Source organism: Mucilaginibacter sp. Mucisp86, assembly GCF_047324315.1.
In the GTDB taxonomy this organism is placed as follows: Bacteria; Bacteroidota; Bacteroidia; order Sphingobacteriales; family Sphingobacteriaceae; genus Mucilaginibacter.
Map to the genome: position 1 here is coordinate 255,930 of NZ_CP168503.1, position 20,433 is coordinate 276,362.

Genomic DNA, 20,433 nt, shown 5'->3' on the forward strand with positions numbered 1-20,433 from the left:
AACCAGATTACACAGGAAAACTCCTTAAGTTAACCCGTTTTCATTTAGTAAGTTCCGTTTGATAAAGTACCTCTCCCTGGTAATTTATCGCCTTTACGTTTAATCGTTTCTCGTCCAGAGCAAAATACATAAACCCGTGTTCCGACGCCTGGAAACGGCTATAAGGAATACCCGGCGTAACCTTTGTAAGTTCGGAACCCGCACCTGAAATAAACTGATGTGTAAAGCCATCGGGTTTCAGATGTTGTAGCGAATGCTCATGCCCGGAAAGATAAACGTCAACTTTGTGCTCTTCAAAAGTTTCGGTCAATGCTTTTCTCATAGTTAACGTATCGTAGTTTTCGATGCGGGGCCCTACTGTATAATAAGGATGATGCCCTATCACGATCTTCCATTTTATATCTTCCGACGCGTTTGACAAAGTCTGATTGAGCCATAGCATTTGTTTTTTAACATATGAGGCCTGTGCTTCATGTAAAAAAGGATCCGTATCAATAAAAATCAAAAGCGCCTTCGCTTTAGCCTGAGGCTTCTTTTCCTTTGGTTCTTTTTTGACGGCTTCATCTTCGTTATTTTTAGCCTTGTTCAGGCTTATTTCTTTCGAGTAATACCGTGCCGGCATACTCCAGCGGCGGCTTATTTTGCTGTACTTGATCTGGGCATCAACATCCGAATGGTAGTCGTGATTGCCCAAAACCGGGTACCAATCGCATTGCAGTGAATGCGCGGTATAAATATTCTCGAACGAATAATGCCATAAGGGATCAAATTCGCTGATTACACCTTTAGGATAAAAATTATCCCCTACAGAAACTACAAAATCATTTGGGTGCGCCGCTCCCCAAATCCCCATCTGCTTACCCACCTCCAGCTGATCGTATTCGCCGTTGCGGCCCCAATCGCCCAGGGCCATAAAATGCAAGGAATAATCATCTTTAATTGCCGGCAGCAAGGTCAGGTCTTCACTTTTTAAATGAGTTACTTTGTTTGCGGCCAGTGCACCCAAAGGTGCAATAAGCGAAGCACCTATGGCGGAGAGTGCAGTATTTTTTACAAAATCCCTTCTTTTCATTTCAATATTATTGCTGACGATAAACAAGTAATTTAAAAGTGCCGGGCTTCATGGTTTTGGTTCCCTGTTCATAGTCGGCAACCGGGAAGTAAAGCTTATGTGTATCCAGGTCAATAGCCATGGTTTTAGCCCGGTATTGCGTGGTTAAAGTTTGTGCCGCACTGTAAGTATCAGGGGTATTTTGTTTAAAGATGCTGGCAGTTCCATCGCCATTTGAGGCTACTAATATTTTTTGAGCCGGATCATATACAACTGCGTCAACACCGGCACCGATAGGCAGGGTTTGGATCACTTTGCCCGTAGGGATATCAACTACGCTAAGTCCCTTGTTTTCGCGGCAAACGGTAAACAGCTTTTGGTTGGCTTTATCCATAGCTATACCTGTTGGGCCACCACAAGGACTTAAAGTATAATTTTTTGTTATCTTTAATGTTTTTGTGTCAATTACATTCAGGCTGCTTTTGTCTTCCAGGTTGTTGTATATAGTTCCTTTACCATCGGCCACTGCAAATTCAGGGGCGCCCCCCATGTCAATTGCAGCAATTTGTTTCATTAACACCGGATCGATAACACATGAGCTGCTGCTATGTCCGTTAAACGTGAAAACCTTTTTTGAATAGGGATCAAAAATAATGGCATCGGCACCTTTATGATCTAACGGAATGCGCGTAATAACTGCCAGCGCTTTGATATCAAATACGATAACTTCATCAGCTTTACCATCGCTTATAAAGCCTTTATTAAGCTCATTGTCAACAGCTATGCCGTGTACACCCTTCATATCGCCAATGGTACCCTTAACAGTTTCCGTTTTCAGGTCAACTACATTTACTTCGGTGCCGTGCGATGCATATAAGGTATGATTAGGCTGATCGATAAATACATAGTCATAACCGCCATTTCCCGGTAAAGCGATGGTTTTATCCAATACATAGTTCTGCGCAGATGCATTTGACAGACCTAAAAACAGGCCTGCATTTAAAAGAAAGAAAAACGCTATTTTTTTCATGTTGATGTTGTATTAAAACTGATGCTTAATGTTTATTACCCTGACCATCGCTGGTATAAGCACCCAGATCAAGGTTGTATTGCGTATTGCCGGCGCTAAATGCCGGCGATGTGCTTTGTAAACGAAAATCGTTGGTATTAGGATAGCCGTTAGGTGCTGCTACCGTGCCATCAAACTTTACGAACATTGGATCCTTATCCCCTATCTTTTTTGAGATCAGATCGGTAGGCTGAGGTTTTCCTAAACCAGATGGAGGATAAAATCCATCCCTGATGTTGATCTTTAAAGTGGGGTCTACTAAATCGGCATAAGTATCAACCGTGGCGTAAAAAAGGTTATTTCCATAGGTTGTATGTGCGATATCGCCATCGTCAAACAATTCAATTCCCCGATAATCGTTAACAATAATATTATTGAAAATATGGCCAATAGCATTCACGCCCACAGAAACAGCCCTGCCCGGTTCGGCCGAACCCCTTCGCCAGCCGTTTGAAACCAGCGTATTATTATACACATATACTTCAGTTTGCGGAAAGGGCTTGCTCGAACTGGTTTCAAGCTTAACACCTGAGCCTGCCTGGCTAAAAATTACGTTATAGGCTACTGTACCGGTAACACCTGTTTTGAGGTTAATGCCTTCTCCATCGGTACTGCCCGATGAGCTGATTGTATTTCTTAAAATGGTTACTTTGGCACGGTTGCTCAAGGCCATCAAATCGTCCTGTCCGTTGGTAAACCATGAATCTTCAATATCTACGTTTATGGCAGCCTTAACTTTTAATGTTCCTCGGGCACTTCCGGAAGCATCGGGCCCGCCGGTGTTATCAACGTGCGTCCAGATAATGGTTATGGCCTGCGCTGTATCACATTGAAAACCGCCCCAGGTACCGGGCTTGTTTGAATCGGAGTTAAAATAAACCGGCTGATCTTTTGTGCCCACAAGCTTTAATACGCCCTGAATATTAATCTGCGAATTGTTTTTCACAATAACATTTGCGCCGGGTTGCGCATAAAGCGTATCACCTTTTTTTACGGTAACATCTGCAGTTACCGTATAAGTTTCCCCGGTTACTAAAGTACCTTTTACAAACCCGCTGATATTACCCGGCTGTATCGGACTTGATGTAGGGATCTTAATTTGAGTAAACGTGGTCAGTTCAGCTTTTTTACAGCTGTTAAAGGTTACAGTAGCTATAAAGCCGACTGCCAACATTAATATATATTTTACTTTCATGGGTTTGATGCTTTTATAATGAATACCTGAAACCTAAATTGAAACTCACATTGTACAAATCTTTTGATTGAACAAGATTATTGATCAATACTGTTGTAGGTGTGTTGAGTAGGTTGTTCACCTTAGCTGTTAAAACAAAATGCTTGGCCACCTGCTTTTCTCCTGATAATGCCAGGAACGATTGCGGTTGCTGATAGTAATCATATCCATAATTTGGATAGATCAACGACAGCATTTTACTGGTATAGGTATATGCTAACTGAACAAAAGCCTTTTGCTTATCATTTTTGTATAATAACGACAGGTTTAATACATCACCGGTTTGCCCCTGTAATGGACGGCTTTGCAATCTGGGCACCGTTGTAGATACTCCGCTCGCATCGGTAGAGGTATAAAGCTTTGTAGTTTTTATGTTAGAATAGGTATAAGTGTAGTTACCTGACACCCCAAGATCGCCAAAATATTTACTGTAGACTATTTCTGCGCCTGTTACTTTAGCGGTACCAAAGTTTTGCGGTGAGGTATTAAGCTGCCCGTTTTGTGAATCATTTAAAGCAAACTCAATTGGGTTAGTGATATTTTTGTAAAAACCTCCAATAAATAATTGTTGTTCTTTACCAGGAAACAGCTCATAGCGAATATCATAATTATCAGCTTCGGTATGCTTTACAAGCGGGTTACCGGTAACATCGGTACTTTCACCAAGGGTTGGGGTTGGCACCAGCTCATATAATGCCGGGCGGGCTATCGATTTAAAATAAGATGCCCGTAAGTTTGAATTTTCGGTAAGCTTATATTTTAACTGAACACTTGGTAAAACATCTGTGTAAGTTTTTTTCGCATTACTGCGGATATCCAGAACCACCGGATGGGTATCATATCCCTGTTTAGTACCTTCAATACGTACACCACCAATAACAGCTAAATTATCCAGTAGAAGTTTAACTTCGCCATAACCGGCAGTGATATCTTCGTAAGCTGTATAATTGGTTTTATCACTCTGATCGGTACCTGTTTGATTGTACACTACAAAATCGGCCGAATATATATCGGTAAAGCCGCTTTTGCCGCCATTGTCAGTTGCCGCAGGCCGCAAAATGTATTCGTTTTGATGGTTATAGCGCGTACTATGCCTGTAAAGACCACCGGCTTTTAGTTCGATAGCACTTTTCTCGCCCAGGCCCGTTTTGTACCCGATATTGGCCATAGCACTAAGGTCTTTATTGCCGCTCTTTTGCCAGATTCTTGATATATTATCAAAATAATCGGGGGTACTTGTAAAATCGGGATTGATTAAATGGTTGATGGATATATCGGCCCTGTCCGGCGCGTTTTGAGTAGCATTGCTGTAAACACCTGCCCAATCAAAAAGAAAATGTTTTTCAATAACATGCTTACCGCTCAGTTTAAGGTTTTCAACATACTGGTTTTGGATATTTGAACGGTTGTCATTAAACACGGTACCTGTTCCTGGCCCTATCCTACCGCCGTTACCTCCCAATATGGAAGTATCAATGCTTAGGCGTGTTTGCGCAAGATGAGTATAAAGGAAAACGTTATCAACACTCACCTTGTTATTATCGTCAAACTTATAATCCAAATGAGCCGACAACCCATTGTTTAATTGCTGGGTTGAATAAGCCCGGTTGGCCACGTCAGAAATAACCGGCTGGAAGTTCTTGCCTGGCCTGATATCAGGCTGGGCTACGTTAAATTCTGAATTTGTTCCGTAAAATTGGTTTTGATAGCTATCGGCAATAATAAACCCTAACTTATTATTAAGGAACCTGCGACCGTAAGTAAAACCGAGTAATGCGGTTGGTGGGGCATTCTTCTTGGTAAAGTCAAGGTTAGCCCTTGAAAAATAGCCCGGAGGAGCGTTATAAGCAGCTCCAAATCTTTCGGTCGGGCTTTTACTTTGAACTGCGCCGTGATAAAAATCGTCAAACCTCCGGTTAAAGAAAATGGCGCTGTAACCTATCGAGCCGTTTGCCTTAAAATACTCGTACTCGGGCGCATCTTTAAAAACCAGGTTCACGGTTCCGCCTATTGCGTCGCCTTCCATTTCGGGTGTAAGGCTTTTACTTACTTCAACACTTTCCAGCAGATCTGAAGGAACTATGCTTAATGAGATGAACCGCGAAACCGGATCGGGACTGGTTACTTTAACACCATTAACTAAAGTGTTATTATAACGGGGCTCCAAACCTCGTATAATGGCATATGCTTCATCCGAGCCGCTATTACGCTGGATGGTTACTGCAGAAACGCGTTGCAGGGAGTTTGCAGCGTTAATATCCGGCGACCTTTGCATGGCCTGTGCAGACAGCACGTTAATAATATTGTCGGCCTTGCTTTCCTTGCGGCGGGACGACGATTCTGACTCAGCGCTGGTTGTTCCGTAAACTTTAACTGTTTTAAGCTCTTCGGGCTTTTCCGAAAGCGGAATATTCATTACAGACACCTTGCCGGCCGTAATGGTGATATCCTGCTTGTACTCAGTATAGCCTATATATTTTACTTTAAGCTTATATGAGCCAGGGCTAACACCCGTTATGGCATAGTTACCAAATGCATCGGTAACCGAACCTCCGTTTTTATTATCAAAATGAACAAATGCGCCGGTTAAGGGCTCTTTTGTTTGCGCATCAACTATTTGTCCTTTTATTTCTCCTGTTTGTGCAGAAGCAATAGATGTGAATAAGATTAACAGGAATAACAGGTAAATTTTATTGATCATATGGCATGTGTTTTTTGACAAAACACCATGCTAAATCTGGAGTAATACTGAATAAACCCGCCTTTACCAAATCGTTAATCAACTGATAACCATACATTAACATTAGCAACGTTAATCGCCGGCTTTGTGAATAATTTAAACACATACTGAGCATATGAAGTTAACAAATTATACAAACCCCGGCGGCATTTTTATTGAGCCGTCGGGGTTTAATAACTTTATTGAACTGTTTGCTCATCAACCGTAATAGCCGGCGGAATCAACTCATAAACTATCGGCGTTACAATCCTTGATAATAAGGTAGAGCTGATTAGCCCTCCTATCAACACAATAGCTAATGGGGATATCAGCGGATTGGTTGAAATGGCTATCGGGATTAAACCGCCGATAGCTGTTAGCGAAGTTAGCACAATAGGTAAAAACCGCACCTCACCAGCTTCGCGGATGGCATCCTGCAAACTCCTGCCTTGCTGCCGCAACTGGTTGGTAAAATCAACCAGCAAAATAGTATTCTTAACCTCAATACCGGCAAGCGCTATCAAACCTATAATAGCCACAAACGACAGCGAGTTTCCTGTAACCCAAAGTGCCACGGCCGCCCCTACTACCCCAAGTGGGATAACAGAAAGGATAATGAGCGTGCTTTTAAAGGTTTTGAATAACAGCACCAATACAGCCACAAATACAAACACAGTTACCAGGATAATACTCATAAAACCACCAAAGGAGTTATTTCTTGATTCAACCTCACCGCCCATTTCATAGCTGTATCCCGGCGGCAATTTCAGCTTATCCATTTTTTGTGTTACATCATCTATCACCCGGCTCACTAAAAAGCTTTTTTGTACGTTGGCCTGTACCGATACTACACGCTTTTTTTCCTGGTGATTGATAACCGCCGGCGAGGCTTCCAATTGCAGGTTGGCTACCTGGTTAAGCGGCAGCGCGCTACCCAGGGCATTGTTCACATACAAGTTGCGAAACGCATCCATACTTGGGCGGCCTTCCTTAATGCGGGTAAGCAAAACAGTATAGCCGTATTTGTTATCGTTGTTATAGTACGTACCCATATCGAGCCCTGTAACAGCCAGCCTTGCAATTTGGTCGACAGCTAAGGAATTAACACCTAATTGCTGTGCTTTTTCCTTATTTACCGCTATGCGAATATCGCTCTTCAGCAAACTTACCGGGTTATTTACATACATGGTACCTGCTGTTTGATGCAGCAGTTTTTCAACTTTAAGCGAGTAGGCACGCAGGGTATCCAGGTTATCACCAAATAAACGCACTTCTATCGGTGCAACTACCGGCGGCCCCTGTTCAAAGTTTTTCACCTCAACCTTAGCACCGGGATAATGGGCCCAGCGATTTTGTAATTTCTGGATGAGGGCGAGCTTTTCATCCGGCCGGGTATCATTATCAAGCTGTACAAACAGCTGCGCAAAATCGCTGCGGTTATTTTCAGCAATTACATTGTAATAGATTCTCGGGTTACCGTGGCCTACGTTTGTTGCATAGTATTTTATAAGCGGCTCCTGCTTTAACTGTTTTTCTATCTGCCTTGTAATAGTATCGGTATAAGGCAAATTAGACTGATTGGGGGTAGTGATATTGATCAGGAACTGTGGTTTCTCTGAAGATGGGAACAGGCTAAAACCAATAACCCCGAATAAATAAATAGAGGCCGTAAACAATACAACTGCAACGCCAATAGTTAAAAAGGGCTTCTGTAATGCTTTATCCAATAAACGGGCATAACTACCATGGATGAGCTTTTTCAATCCCCGCATGATGAGATTGCCATCCGGATGACCTGTATGGTTTTTCAGTAACCGGCTTGATAAAAATGGGATAAAAGTTAAGGATACCAGCATTGATGCCAGCACACAGAATATTACTGCCAGCGGCAAACACCTGATAAAATCGCCCGAGCCTTCGGGTAAAAATACCAGTGGCATAAAAGCAATAATGAGGATCACAGTACAGCCAACAACAGCCTTACCAATTTGCCCGGTAGCTTTCAAAGTAGCCTCAAGCCGGCTATGGCCTTCCAGCATCCAGCGTTCAATGTTTTCAACCACTACAATACTATCATCAACCAAAAGCCCCAGCGCCACAACCAGGCCTACAATGCTCAACTGGTTAAGGTTAAACCCGAAAAGCTGCAACAATACAATCCCTATTGCCAATGAAAGCGGGATAGAGATCATTACAATAACCGCCGGGCGAAAACCTAAAGGCATCAGCGTAACGGCCACCAATAAAATAGCGATGATAAAATCGTGGCTCAAACCTGTTAAACGTCTGTTCACGTTATCAGCCTGGTCAAAGTTTTGTACCAGATCGATATTAGCGGGCATCAGCTTTTTGAAGCTTGCAAGCACCCTACTATAATCGGCCTGGGTTTTGTTGATGTTTTCGCCATCCTTTTGGGCAGCTACCACAAATACGCAGCGATGCCCGTTAAGGCGTGTGATATGTTTTTCTTCACCATAGCCATAGTATACATGAGCTATATCTTTCAGTAAGATATTGTTTCCGTTGGCGGCATAAACAACTGTTCCGTTCACGGCGTCGAGACTGCGATAGTCATTACTTTTAATATTGAACGTTAAGTGTGCCGCATCAATGCTGCCACCGGGAATGCTGGCCATTTCGCTGTGCAAACTGTTTACAACAGCACTTACCGGCAGGTGCATCTGGGCCATTTTTTCCAGATCAAGCTCAACACGTACCTGCTGGCCGGGCAAACCGTAGATTAACACCTGTTTAAGCGATGATACTTTCTCTAACTCGTCCTGTAGCTTCTCGGCGTAATGTTGCAACTGGCTACGGGCCGCATTTTCTGATACCAGCGCGACCTGCAACACGTTTACATCAGTTGGCTGTTGCTTCTGGATTTCAATACCGGCCACGTCTGTTGGTAACTCGCTTCGCTTATTATTTACTTCGCGAACTATTTCCTGGTATTTGGAATCGATGTTACTACTGTATTTATATTCAACCCTTAATACAGCCACACCGTTTGAAATGGTAGTACGAATGCGTTTAATATCGTCCAGGCTTCCGATGGTTTTCTCTAATGGCGTTACTACCCTATCCTCAATATCACGCGGACTTGTGCCCGGATAGTTAACAATAACCAGGAACGAAGGCGGGTGCATCTCCGGATCTTCTGAGCGGGGCATGTTAAGCATAGTGGTTATCCCTAAAACAATGATCATGATAAAGATCACGAGGGTAAACTGGCTGTTTTTTACAGCATAATCCGAAATCTTCATCTGGCAGCAGTTTTAGGTGATTGAACTGTAATGGCGCTATTGTCAGTAAGATAAGCCGAGCCTGATATGATCAACGCCTTTGCATTGGCCAGGCCACTGCTTACGGTTACCGTATTTTTGTCGATACCTGCAACCGTTACCTTTACTTTACGAGCTGTTTTGTTATCATCGGTTACAAATACATAACCGCTGTTGCCATCACCATCTAACAATGCATCATATGGGATTTGCCAGGTACCATTTTCTGTAGTTGCCGGCCGTGCAGGAGTTATAACGGCTTTGCCAAACATTCCGGCGGCAATTGCCTGAGGCCTTTTACCGGTTATAGTGATGTCTGCACTAAAAGTACCTGTTGCAGCATCCACCCCCTCAGATTTGCGGCTAACTGCGCCCTGCAACTCCCGACCCGGTATTGCTGTAGTTTGAATAATTGCCTTGTCATGTAGCTGCAACACAGCCCATTGGCTATCACTGATGCCAACCCGCAACATCCACCTACCTGCCTCTGCACCATTGGTTTGCAATACGGCTGTGCTTGCCATAACCTGCTGGCCAACATTGGCCAGTTTACGCAAAATATAGCCATCCTTCGGCGCCCGAATCTCTGAATATTGGCGGTTAAATGTTGCCGTTTTTAGCTGTTGCTGGGCTTGCTGCAAAGTGGTTTTACTGTTTTGCAATTGCTCAAGCGTGGCCACGCTGTCTTTATACAGGTTTTGGATACGCTGGTAATCACGCTGTGCCTTTTCGGTCGCGAGGCTGGCCTGCTGTACCTGAGCATTAATTTCGGTGGGGTTAAGTGTCGCCAGTAACTGACCTCTTTTAACCGCATCACCCTCTTTTACATTCAGGCTGCTGATAATGCCGCCAATTTTAAAGGAGAGCATTACCTCATCGTCTGTAGTGAACTGCCCCGATACGGCCATTGGCGCATTGTTGCTTTGCTGTTTCAACTGCATGATCTGTACAGGTATGGTATCGGCAGCACCGTCGTTACTAACAATGGCTGGATGCGATTTGCAGGCATACATAAATGGTATGCATAGCAATAAACCGGTGTATTTAATTTTTTTCATATCGATCTGTTTTAGTTGGAGTTATTAATTGGATAAGTAGCCTGATCACGTTCGAGCTCGGCAAGGGCAATTTGAAGATTAGCCTGTGCACCGGCCATTTGCAGGCGCGCACCTGTTAGCTGGTCCTGCGCATCTACCAGTTCAAGGTATAGAAGTTGTCCTGCACGATAAGCTTTTAGCTGATCATTATAATATTTAGCTGCAAACTGAAGCTGTGCGGTAACGCTTTTGTATGCTGCTTTAGCCGATTGGTAGTTATGATAAGCCTGATCGAGCTGTAATTGTAAAGATTGTTCGGTTTGATCGAGTTGCGCGGTAGCGGCATTAAAGTTGGCCCTTGATTGTTCGGCTTTATATTTACGCTGTCCACCTGTAAAAATATCCCACTGCAGGTTTACGCCCCATAAATAGTAGCGGGTTTTGTTGTTCACGTTAAAATCAAAGCCCTGCGAACCCAGGTCGATAAATGTATTGAGCTTAGGTATAAAGCCCGAGCGCTGCAATTTATAATCGAGCGTGTAAACCTGCTGCAGGGTACGTAATTGCTTTAACTCTTCGCGCTGTTTTGTACCTGCGGAGGTATCAGGAGTAGCGATAATATCTGCTATGGCTTCGGGTTCAACAATAATTGTGTCCTGTAATGGACGATTGAGTAAAAAGTTAAAATATGATTTGGCGTTTTGTGTACCATGCTGTGCCTGTATAAGAGCGGCGTTTGTTTTTTCTCTTTCAGTTTGAGAGCGCAGTAACGCTGTTCCGTTCCGTACACCGTTGCGCAGCATGCTTTCATTTTCGCGGATGTTTTCCTTGATTAAAACCTTCCTTTCATTTCATAGTAAGCTATGCTGTATGGGATCGTCATCTGTAATAAACATTTCATCCTCTTATAAAACACATAAACATTTCTTCACCATATGTTGATATCATTCTTCCTTTTAATCAGATTTCATATGCCTGATTTTAAAACCTTCATTAAACTTGTGGTTCTGAAGATATAATGCTATCATAAAAATATCAAAGATTCGTTGAGTCGTTTTGTGCAGTATGGAATGGGTGTGCTTTCAATTGATACATCCTCATCTCGGTTAAACGGTCTTATTTCTTGTCATCATTTTCTTCATAAGTCCTTTCATCTTATTTTTCAAACCATCCCTCTGTCAATTCAGAATACATGTCCCTTTCACTTCAGCAAAACCTTGTGCTGTCAATCAAATTGCTATTTTTATTGCTTGTTTCTAGTTTTAAACATTCAAAACATACAAATCGTCAAACTCATTTTGGCTAGTTTGCTTTGGTTTGTATGCAAATCCTTTATGCAGCTGTAATCAGACATTCATCTCAGCAAATCATACATCACATCGTTTCATCTTCCAGTATGAAAGAACAATTCTTTCAAACTCTGTCAGTGCATCATATGTAATATCAGCAGACCTGAATATTTTTATCCCAACAAAAATGTTTAACTAATTCTGTTGTCGCCATCGGTGGAACCACCAGTGTTACGGCAATCGTCTTCCATGGTTGATCGAAACTGTGGACCGACTGTACTGATCGCAGATCTTCAGCGGCGCCAGCACAATTAAACACAAACCGTGTGCATTGCGCCCCAGGCAACCGCGGCGCTGCGCTCTCCCGTGGACGGGTACGCAGCTCGCTTTTGTCGTCACGTCGACGTGTCGCTCGCGCTTCGCTCAGGTTGCGCCGGTGACCTGTGGATCTCCAGATCGGCATTCCTTCGCGCTGGATCGTGTTTTAATGAATCAGGGTTAGAGTTTGACCAGATGAATCGCAGCTTTACCACCCCTGCTCGGACACTCAAACAGATCTGTATCCAGTGCTTCCTTTTCAGCTTCTGGCAGTTAAGGCGCAACCTGCAGGCAATAAAGAAACAGTGTCGCGAGGCCAGATATCATGGACGCAGGGACGCTGTTCGTGGCTTCAGGCGATGTGCTGCGGATCGGATGTTTTAGCGCATCGCCATCCTCCGGACATCGCCATGTCTGCTGATGACCCTAAAGCCAGGCTCCTCATTCGTTTTCAATCCTTTCTCGCCATCCGTTATGCCAGTCGTTAATACGCGCAATATTAATGATAGGTGACGTTGTTCTGGCAATTCATTGCAGTTCGACAACGTTCTGGTTTAAGTCGCCTTCACCAGCCATCGTTATCCAGGCCATACGCGTCGGATCGTTGTTGACCGCTCGTTGTTGGTAATCAACAGGTCAATTTCGGACGATCGTCATGATTAATGGTGGTTTTGCATATTCGCAACGGTTTCGTTAAATCCTTCTGCCCGACAAGCTGGATAAAAACGTCGACGCCGAAAGCCAGACGGCATTGCGCTCAGTTCGTTGTTCTTCAGGCATAAAGATTTACTTAATGCCGTAAGTGAGCTTTCCCGGTTGTTACGTGACATTGGGATCGCGGCTAAAATAGTAAACAGGGAAATTAATAAAGCCGGGCTTGTAGATATTTTAGGTGATGCAGGGTCATCCAATATCCAGGGCGAGTCGCAAAAAAAACTGGATATTTATGCTAATGAGCAGTTTATTGCGGCTTTAAGAAGCGGCGGGGAATGCTGTATAGTTGTTTCGGAAGAAAATGATGAATACCTGGTTATTGACTCGGATGTTTCAAAAGAAGCAAACTATGTTGTTGCACTCGATCCTTTAGACGGGTCATCCAACATCGATGTAAATGTAGGCGTAGGTACCATATTTTCCATTTACAGACGAAAATCGGAGAAGGACAAATCATCCACCAACGAAGATGTATTACAACTTGGCACCGAGCAGGTAGCTGCCGGGTATGTTATTTACGGCTCCTCAACCATGTTGGTATACACTACAGGAAAGGGTGTAAATGGTTTTACCCTTGATCCTTCCATTGGGGAGTTTTGCCTTTCACATCCTAACATGACCGTACCTGCAACGGGAACAATTTATTCAATAAATGAGGGCAATTACATTCATTTTCCGGATGGGGTAAAAAAATACATTAAATATTGCCAGGTAGAAGACCCTGATACTCAAAGGCCGTATACTTCCAGGTATACCGGATCGATGGTGGCGGATATTCACCGTACCTTGATAAAAGGCGGCATCTTTATCTATCCTCCCACTACTGGTGCAAAGAAAGGAAAGCTACGGCTCATTTATGAATGTAACCCGATGGCTTATATTATTGAACAAGCCGGCGGCAAAGCATCAGACGGGTATAAAAGAATTATGGAGATTGAAGTTAAGGAATTACACCAACGCGCATCCATATTCATTGGCTCAATGGATATGGTACTCAAGGCTGAAGAATTTATGTCATCATTCTCCCCTAAATTATTTGTAAAATCGTTTGAAGGGGAAGTAAAGATTCAATAATGACCTTAAAAAATGTAATAGAGATCATGTTAAGCACCAGCTTTGTGTAAAGTTTCCTTCACAATTCCAGGCATTAATTGTTGGTTAAAAATGCTGGACAAAACTTAGATCCGGACCATCGTAAGACAATAAATGACGAAAATTGTTTTTTCGTTTGAACTAAAATTGTCATCCGAATGTCATGAAGTGTGAAATTCTTTACAACTATACGTGTTATAAATACACACAATTTTATACGTTCAAACAACAGAATCGGCACTTTTGAACTATCTAAGCTTTTAGTCTATATCTTTAGGAAAAAATTAACGGTAATTTTTAATATAAGACCACGTTTCGAGGGCTTAATTAAAAATTATAACATGCAAAAAACAAAATCCTTAAAAAAAATGACTTTTGGCAGTTTGGCATTGAGTACGCTCATCCTGATTGGAAGTTGCTCCAAAAATGCAGAGACGCCAGTAACCGTTCCAATTAATGATTTAAATGCCAGCGCAAGCCTGGCAACAACAGCCACATCTCCTACCGTTTACACGATCGCTCCGGCTTCAATCCGGTTAGATGAAGGCTATGCTTACAAAATCAGCCCCATTTCTGTAAGCGGAGATTCAAACACTGCTCCAACCGCTTCAACACTCCAGGTTTATGAAAACGGTGTTGCATTAGGTCCGGCCCACTCGCTCCACGCTGACATCAGGGACATCGGTAAAGGTCGTTTCAGCCACTGGGATACCGGTTTGTACTTCTCAACTTCCGACAACAGCAGCCCGATCACGAACGGAAGAAAGTACACTTACACCCTTAGCGGTACGGCAAGCAGCGGTACTACAACCACTGCTCCTGCTACAGGTAACTCAACAACAACAGCAACCGGCTCGGTATTAAGTACAGTATTAACTGGTTACGCTGCTGTTAACGGAACTACAACCGGTGGTAAAGGTGGTACCACAGTAACTGTAAACACACTTGCTGCGTTCAAATCTGCCGTGGCAGGCAATTCGCCAAAGATTGTGTATGTTTCCGGAACAATTAGCGGATCAGGCTTAACTCCTGTGTATGTTGGTTCAAATACCACCATCATCGGTAAAACCGGCGCCGTTTTATCAAGCCTGAACCTTTACCTGTTCACTGTAAGCAATATCATTATCCAAAACGTTACATTTAGAAACTACGTAACCGAATGCGGTGTTTACGTTAAATTCCAGTCGAACCACGTTTGGATTGACCATTGCGATTTTGCTACAGACCGCAGCCATGGCTGGGATTACTGGGGTAAAGACATCGGCGTTGCCGAAGGTTCTGACTACGTAACCATTTCATGGAACAAATTCCATGACACCTACCTGTCATTGCTTATTGGTTCGGTAACAAGCGATGCTGTTGCAGCCAACACCGGCAAACTACACGTTACAGTTCACCACAACTACTGGTACAATGTATCTGAAAGGGAACCAACTTTGGTATTCGGTAGCATCCACATGTACAACAACTACCACTTAAACAATGATGGTTATTCTATCGGCGCAAGGTATGGTGGTACAGTAAGGACAGATAATGAGTATTTCTCAGGCTGTAAAAAACCACTTACTACTAACTTAGACGGCGACCCTGTAGGTTACTTCAGCGGTACATCAACCAACATTTATTCTAATTGCGGTGCCAACGACATTACCTCATCTCTATCAAGCTGGACTCCATCTTACGCTTATAGCACATTGCTTGATGCTGCTGCAAACGTTCCGGCAGTTGTAACAGCAGGTGCTGGTGTTAAAACAGTTAATTAATTAAAATTATTCACCCCAAGCTTGGTTAAGCAAAAGGCCGCTTTATGTGTTATCATAAGGCGGCCTTTTTCGTAGCTTCGGAGTGCACTGCGCAATATTAATTGAGGGTACGGGTTTAGTTATTGCTAAGGTATTGAACGTTAACTGCCGGCTTCAATCTTTTCTTCATGAAAGCCACAATTGTATCGGTATACAAATTGGCTCCCCTACTGTTTAAGTGCGCCCTGTCCGAGTAATATTCCGGGTTTTTAAAATATGCATCGTTGGTAAAATCATGAAAAATAACATGGTTGCTATTGCAGATACTTTTCATTTTCAGGTAAGAATTTTGTTGGGTATCATCATTATATCTTGGTGATACAAAAACAAACAATTGAATTTTTTGCTGCTTACACTCATTTATAAACAAATTCAACGCATCTACATTATCGGCCGATATACTGTCGGAATATGGCTTAAGCGATGTACGGGTTGAAACCTTACTTGCATCCATTTTATTAGTCAGAGGATCAAACCCCATAACAGCGTTTCCTGATGATAAAAAGTAATGTTGAAATATCGAAACCACCTGGCCATTATAGCGGTAAGTTTGAAGATGGCTTTTTAACAACTCCAATTTGCCTTTCTTTTCAATCATATTGCCAACAATGTTCGATTGTTTTAAATAAGGCAATAGTATAGAAAGCCTGCTTTTTTCATCTTCCTTTTCACTTAACACATCGCTGGTTACATCTAAAACAATCACCTTGGGGATACGGCGCTGCAATGCCAGCTCGAATATCGCGGTACTGTATAAAAGCCCCTCGCCATCCCTGCCCCCATTAAAACAACTTAATTTCAAACTATCTTTTATCAATGAAGAGTTATAGTGATGCGAAGCCCTTGAGCTCCCTAACACCAGTACATCCTCATTTAAATTATAAACTACATGATTAGCCACAGCATATTCGCCCGAAGCCTGGTGAGTAAAAAAATAATAAAGCATCGCTCCGGTTATCTGATCAATGGCTACAAAAGCTATCACCATGATGAGCAACCTGGTAAAAAATTTATTGCTATTTGCTTTCAACTGCTTCATAATTTAAAACTGAAAATAAATAAACTGCCCGCCATCAAAAACGCCAAACAGCAGGATTACAAAAATCAACCCTAAATAGGAAGCCATGCGGACCCCCCAATTTTCATTATGCAGAAAACGTAGTGAATGAAGATTGTACTCTTGTTTTAATTCATAAAGAAACAAGGCAGCTATCGCCATAAAATCATATAAAAAGTAAGTAGGTTCGCCTATAAAAAAGCCTGATTTATAAACAAAAACTCCTTTTAACAAACCCCAGGCCTGTTGTAATGAAACAGCTCTGAAAAAGATCCAGCTTACGGTAACCAGCAAAATTGTAAAGGAGATGTTTAAAAAATTAGCCCAAAAACCAGTTCCTAAACCCATTTTATCCGCCAGGGTAGCCCTCCATTTTTGAGTCGCCATTCCGCAGATGAGGTAAAACCCGTGTAAAGCGCCCCACACAATAAATGTCCAGTTGGCGCCATGCCACAACCCGCTGATCATGAACACCGCAAACAGATTAAAATACAAGCGACCTTTACTAACCCGATTACCACCTAAAGGGATATACACATAATCTTTAAACCAGGTTGAAAGCGAAATATGCCACCTGCTCCAAAACTCGCTTATACTTTTTGCAAAATATGGCCTCCTGAAGTTTTCCATCAATTTAAAGCCCATTACCCGGGCGCTTCCTATGGCTATGTCCGAATACCCTGAAAAATCACAATAGATCTGCACCGCAAAAAACAAAGAGGCCAGCACAATTGTGGCCGATCCGTGCTCTGGATAATTGCTAAAAACCGTTTTTACATATATAGATAACCTGTCGGCAACAACAACTTTTTTAAAAAAACCGATCAGCATCCTTTTTAACCCTTCAGAAACATCGAGCGTATTAAAATGATGGTCCTCTTTAAACTGATGCAACAGATTTTGTGGTCGCTCGATTGGCCCTGCAACCAGTTGCGGATAAAACATTACATATAAAGCATAAATACCGAAATGATGCTCGGCCTTTTGGTGCCCCCGGTACACTTCAATGGTGTAACTCATGGCCTGAAAAGTGTGAAATGACAAGCCTATTGGGAGCAGGATCTGTAAAAACGGGATTGGGTTAGTGTACCCCATCCAGTATAATATCCCCGATAAATTGGCATTAAAAAAGTTGAAATATTTAAATACGGCCAGTACCCCAATATTTGCCGTAAGGCTAAGTATTAACAGCAGTTTCTTCTTTTTAGGGTCGTTAACTTTTTCAAGGTAGATACCTGCGGTATAGTCAATAATTATAGTAAAAAACAGGATAAGGATATATATAGCCTTAAAGAACATATAAAAATAACAGCTTGCCGAAAGCAGCAACAGCCATCTGAATTTATGCGGTAACAGGAAATATAAAACTGTTACTACAGGAAAAAACAGCAGAAATGTAAATGAGTTGAATATCATTGTCAGGTCCTATTGGTTAATTAAACCTAACTGAAAATTAAATGATATAAAACAGTGTAGCTGCAATCGTATATCATTCTGTAAAATCAGGCAACAAACTTCACAACCAAAATATGGCGCGGAATTTTCAAATTCAGGAATACAGTATGGTAACCTTATGTAAATCTGTCCCCCACTCATTTAACAAGAAATACCCCCAACTATTTTACCATTACTCCATACCCAACTAAAATGTAAAGTAATTTATATCCTTTTACATCTTTAAACGCTTAAAATGCAGCCAGATTTACAATTTACGGGCAATTGAACGGAGCTTATATTTTATTGACAGCTGATTAAATAATTTTACTTACCAAGTAATTATAAACTGAATTTATCATTTAAAGCCTTAAAACTATGTGCGGAATTGTTGGTTACATCGGGTCAAGAGATGCGTGGCCGGTTGTGTTAAACGGTCTCAAACGATTAGAATATCGTGGTTATGATAGCGCTGGTATTGCTATCATAAATAATACAGGTTTCAACGTGTATAAAAAAACCGGCAAGGTGGCCTGTCTTGAAGCCCACACCGCCGACAAGGACAAAAGTGGTCATATTGCTATAGGACACACCAGGTGGGCTACACATGGCGCACCATCTGATGCCAATTCGCATCCACATAGTTCAAATGATAACCGCCTGCACATCATCCACAACGGCATTATCGAAAACTACCTGATCCTTAAAGAAGAGCTGCTTGCCCGCGGGCATACTTTTAAAAGTGAAACTGATACCGAAGTTCTGATCCATTTAATTGAGGAAATTCAAAATATCGAACAGACTGATCTGCTGGAGGCTGTTCGTCTGGCTTTAAATACAGTGATAGGCGCATATGCCATAGTAATTATGGACCGGGAGAACCCCGATCAGCTGATTGCCGCCCGCAAAGGTAGTCCCCTCGTTATTGGTGTTGGGCAGGGTGAGTATTTCATTGCGTCAGACGCCACACCTATCATCGAATACACTAAAAACGTAGTGTATTTAAAAGATAACGAGATAGTTTTGGTAAAGCCTGACGGGCTATTGATAAAAAAACTGGATAACGTTGTGCAAACCCCGCTGATCCAGGAGCTGGAACTGAAGCTTGAATCATTAGAAAAAGGCGGCTTTGAGCATTTTATGATGAAAGAGATCTTTGAGCAGCCCCGATCTGTAAGAGATTGTATGCGCGGCCGGATCTTTCCTCTTGAAGGAAAAGTAGAGTTAGGCGGCATTAAACAATATACCGACAAGCTTAAAAATGCGGAACGGATAATTATTATTGCCTGCGGTACCTCATGGCATGCCGGCTTAACCGGCGAATACCTTATTGAAGAATATGGGCGCATTAAAGTAGAGGTTGAGTATGCCTCCGAATTCAGGTACCGCAACCCCATAATCACGGATAAGGATATTGTGATGGCGGTATCACAATCGGGCGAAACTGCTGATACATTAGCCGCCATTGAGATTGCCAAAGAACGGGGCGCAACAATTCTGGGAGTCTGCAACGTTGTGGGCTCGTCAATTCCGCGTGTAACGGATGCAGGGGTTTACACCCACGCCGGGCCGGAGATAGGTGTGGCATCAACCAAGGCCTTTACAGCACAGGTTACGGTTTTAACGTTGATAGCATTATATATAGCGCAGCATAAAGGCACCTTAACGCCCGCCAAGCTCACCAATATGCTAACCGAGTTGGATACCATACCTGATAAAATACAAACACTGCTGCAGGACAATGATTTGATTGAAGACATTGCATCAAAAATAAAAAATGCACCTAATTGCCTGTTCCTGGGCAGGGGCTTTGGCTTCCCTGTTGCTTTGGAAGGAGCCTTAAAGTTAAAGGAGATCTCTTATATCCATGCCGAAGGGTACCCCGCTGCCGAAATGAAGCACGGTCCCATCGCGTTAATTGACGAACAGATGCCAGTGATCTTCATCGCCACCAAAAACTCATCGTACGAAAAGGTGATCAGCAATATACAGGAGGTTAAGGCCCGAAAGGGAATTGTGATAGCTATTGTTACCCAGGGCGATGTCAAGGTTAAAAACATGGCCGATCACTGTATTGAGATCCCCGATGCCGACGAAGCTTTTTTACCGCTGCTGGCTACCATCCCACTACAACTTCTTGCCTATCATATAGCCGTAAAACGGGGCTGTAATGTTGATCAGCCCCGTAACCTGGCCAAGTCAGTTACGGTGGAATAATTTGTAACAATTAATCCAAACAAACACAAAAAAGCAGGCCTGAAAACCTGCTTTTTTTGTGCGCTACTCTCCTGAGTTGTATCCCTTATTATAGGAAAATACAGCTTAAATACCGTAAA

Annotated in this window: 12 protein-coding genes; 3 read left to right on the forward strand and 9 right to left on the reverse strand. The window is 42.6% G+C overall.

Annotated features, from left to right (window positions below; translation table 11 throughout):
• Positions 1 to 40: 40 nt before the first annotated feature.
• The 7 genes from ACEN9X_RS00995 to ACEN9X_RS01025 form a co-directional block, all read right to left on the reverse strand.
• On the reverse strand, positions 41 to 1,072 hold the full coding sequence (locus tag ACEN9X_RS00995) for a metallophosphoesterase (protein ID WP_413668631.1): 1,032 nt from the start codon (positions 1,070 to 1,072) through the stop codon (positions 41 to 43).
• A gap of 7 nt (positions 1,073 to 1,079) precedes the next feature.
• Positions 1,080 to 2,081, reverse strand: coding sequence for a YncE family protein (locus ACEN9X_RS01000; RefSeq protein ID WP_413668632.1), 1,002 nt, complete (start codon positions 2,079 to 2,081; stop codon positions 1,080 to 1,082).
• 25 nt (positions 2,082 to 2,106) lie between these two features.
• On the reverse strand, positions 2,107 to 3,315 hold the full coding sequence (locus ACEN9X_RS01005) for a right-handed parallel beta-helix repeat-containing protein (RefSeq protein ID WP_413668633.1): 1,209 nt from the start codon (positions 3,313 to 3,315) through the stop codon (positions 2,107 to 2,109).
• A gap of 13 nt (positions 3,316 to 3,328) precedes the next feature.
• Positions 3,329 to 6,055 (reverse strand): TonB-dependent receptor domain-containing protein, encoded by a 2,727-nt coding sequence (locus ACEN9X_RS01010; RefSeq protein ID WP_413668634.1) that lies wholly within the window; start codon positions 6,053 to 6,055, stop codon positions 3,329 to 3,331.
• Positions 6,056 to 6,273: 218 nt separating this feature from the next.
• Positions 6,274 to 9,336 carry an efflux RND transporter permease subunit gene (locus ACEN9X_RS01015; RefSeq protein WP_413668635.1) on the reverse strand — a complete coding sequence of 1,021 codons (3,063 nt, stop codon included), beginning with the start codon at positions 9,334 to 9,336 and terminating at the stop codon, positions 6,274 to 6,276.
• On the reverse strand, positions 9,333 to 10,412 hold the full coding sequence (locus tag ACEN9X_RS01020; RefSeq protein ID WP_413668636.1) for an efflux RND transporter periplasmic adaptor subunit: 1,080 nt from the start codon (positions 10,410 to 10,412) through the stop codon (positions 9,333 to 9,335). Before ACEN9X_RS01020 ends, ACEN9X_RS01015 begins: the two co-directional genes overlap by 4 nt.
• A gap of 11 nt (positions 10,413 to 10,423) precedes the next feature.
• Complete coding sequence (locus tag ACEN9X_RS01025; RefSeq protein WP_413668637.1) at positions 10,424 to 11,194, reverse strand: TolC family protein; 771 nt, start codon at positions 11,192 to 11,194, stop codon at positions 10,424 to 10,426.
• 1,554 nt (positions 11,195 to 12,748) lie between these two features.
• Here ACEN9X_RS01025 and fbp point away from each other — a divergent pair.
• Positions 12,749 to 13,786, forward strand: coding sequence for a class 1 fructose-bisphosphatase (fbp, locus tag ACEN9X_RS01030; protein WP_413671169.1), 1,038 nt, complete (start codon positions 12,749 to 12,751; stop codon positions 13,784 to 13,786).
• A 359-nt stretch (positions 13,787 to 14,145) separates the two neighbouring features.
• On the forward strand, positions 14,146 to 15,567 hold the full coding sequence (locus ACEN9X_RS01035; protein ID WP_413668638.1) for a pectate lyase family protein: 1,422 nt from the start codon (positions 14,146 to 14,148) through the stop codon (positions 15,565 to 15,567).
• A 115-nt stretch (positions 15,568 to 15,682) separates the two neighbouring features.
• Here ACEN9X_RS01035 and ACEN9X_RS01040 read toward each other — a convergent pair whose 3' ends face one another.
• Positions 15,683 to 16,645 carry a hypothetical protein gene (locus ACEN9X_RS01040; RefSeq protein ID WP_413668639.1) on the reverse strand — a complete coding sequence of 321 codons (963 nt, stop codon included), beginning with the start codon at positions 16,643 to 16,645 and terminating at the stop codon, positions 15,683 to 15,685.
• A gap of 3 nt (positions 16,646 to 16,648) precedes the next feature.
• Complete coding sequence (locus tag ACEN9X_RS01045) at positions 16,649 to 18,079, reverse strand: MBOAT family O-acyltransferase (RefSeq protein ID WP_413668640.1); 1,431 nt, start codon at positions 18,077 to 18,079, stop codon at positions 16,649 to 16,651.
• 396 nt (positions 18,080 to 18,475) lie between these two features.
• Between ACEN9X_RS01045 and glmS the strand changes: the two genes are divergently transcribed.
• Positions 18,476 to 20,314: a glutamine--fructose-6-phosphate transaminase (isomerizing) gene (gene glmS / locus ACEN9X_RS01050; protein WP_413668641.1), complete on the forward strand. Its 1,839-nt coding sequence runs from the start codon at positions 18,476 to 18,478 to the stop codon at positions 20,312 to 20,314.
• Positions 20,315 to 20,433: the final 119 nt, after the last annotated feature.

Excerpts from the sequence above, each read along its gene's own strand:
- ACEN9X_RS01025 (WP_413668637.1), bottom strand. The coding sequence starts at position 11,194 with ATGCTGCGCAACGGTGTACGGAACGGAACAGCGTTACTGCGCTCTCAA.
- ACEN9X_RS00995 (WP_413668631.1), bottom strand. The coding sequence starts at position 1,072 with ATGAAAAGAAGGGATTTTGTAAAAAATACTGCACTCTCCGCCATAGGT.
- ACEN9X_RS01005 (WP_413668633.1), bottom strand. The coding sequence starts at position 3,315 with ATGAAAGTAAAATATATATTAATGTTGGCAGTCGGCTTTATAGCTACT.
- ACEN9X_RS01015 (WP_413668635.1), bottom strand. The coding sequence starts at position 9,336 with ATGAAGATTTCGGATTATGCTGTAAAAAACAGCCAGTTTACCCTCGTG.
- ACEN9X_RS01020 (WP_413668636.1), bottom strand. The coding sequence starts at position 10,412 with ATGAAAAAAATTAAATACACCGGTTTATTGCTATGCATACCATTTATG.
- ACEN9X_RS01035 (WP_413668638.1), top strand. The coding sequence starts at position 14,146 with ATGCAAAAAACAAAATCCTTAAAAAAAATGACTTTTGGCAGTTTGGCA.
- glmS (WP_413668641.1), top strand. The coding sequence starts at position 18,476 with ATGTGCGGAATTGTTGGTTACATCGGGTCAAGAGATGCGTGGCCGGTT.
- ACEN9X_RS01010 (WP_413668634.1), bottom strand. The coding sequence starts at position 6,055 with ATGATCAATAAAATTTACCTGTTATTCCTGTTAATCTTATTCACATCT.
- ACEN9X_RS01040 (WP_413668639.1), bottom strand. The coding sequence starts at position 16,645 with ATGAAGCAGTTGAAAGCAAATAGCAATAAATTTTTTACCAGGTTGCTC.
- ACEN9X_RS01045 (WP_413668640.1), bottom strand. The coding sequence starts at position 18,079 with ATGATATTCAACTCATTTACATTTCTGCTGTTTTTTCCTGTAGTAACA.
- ACEN9X_RS01000 (WP_413668632.1), bottom strand. The coding sequence starts at position 2,081 with ATGAAAAAAATAGCGTTTTTCTTTCTTTTAAATGCAGGCCTGTTTTTA.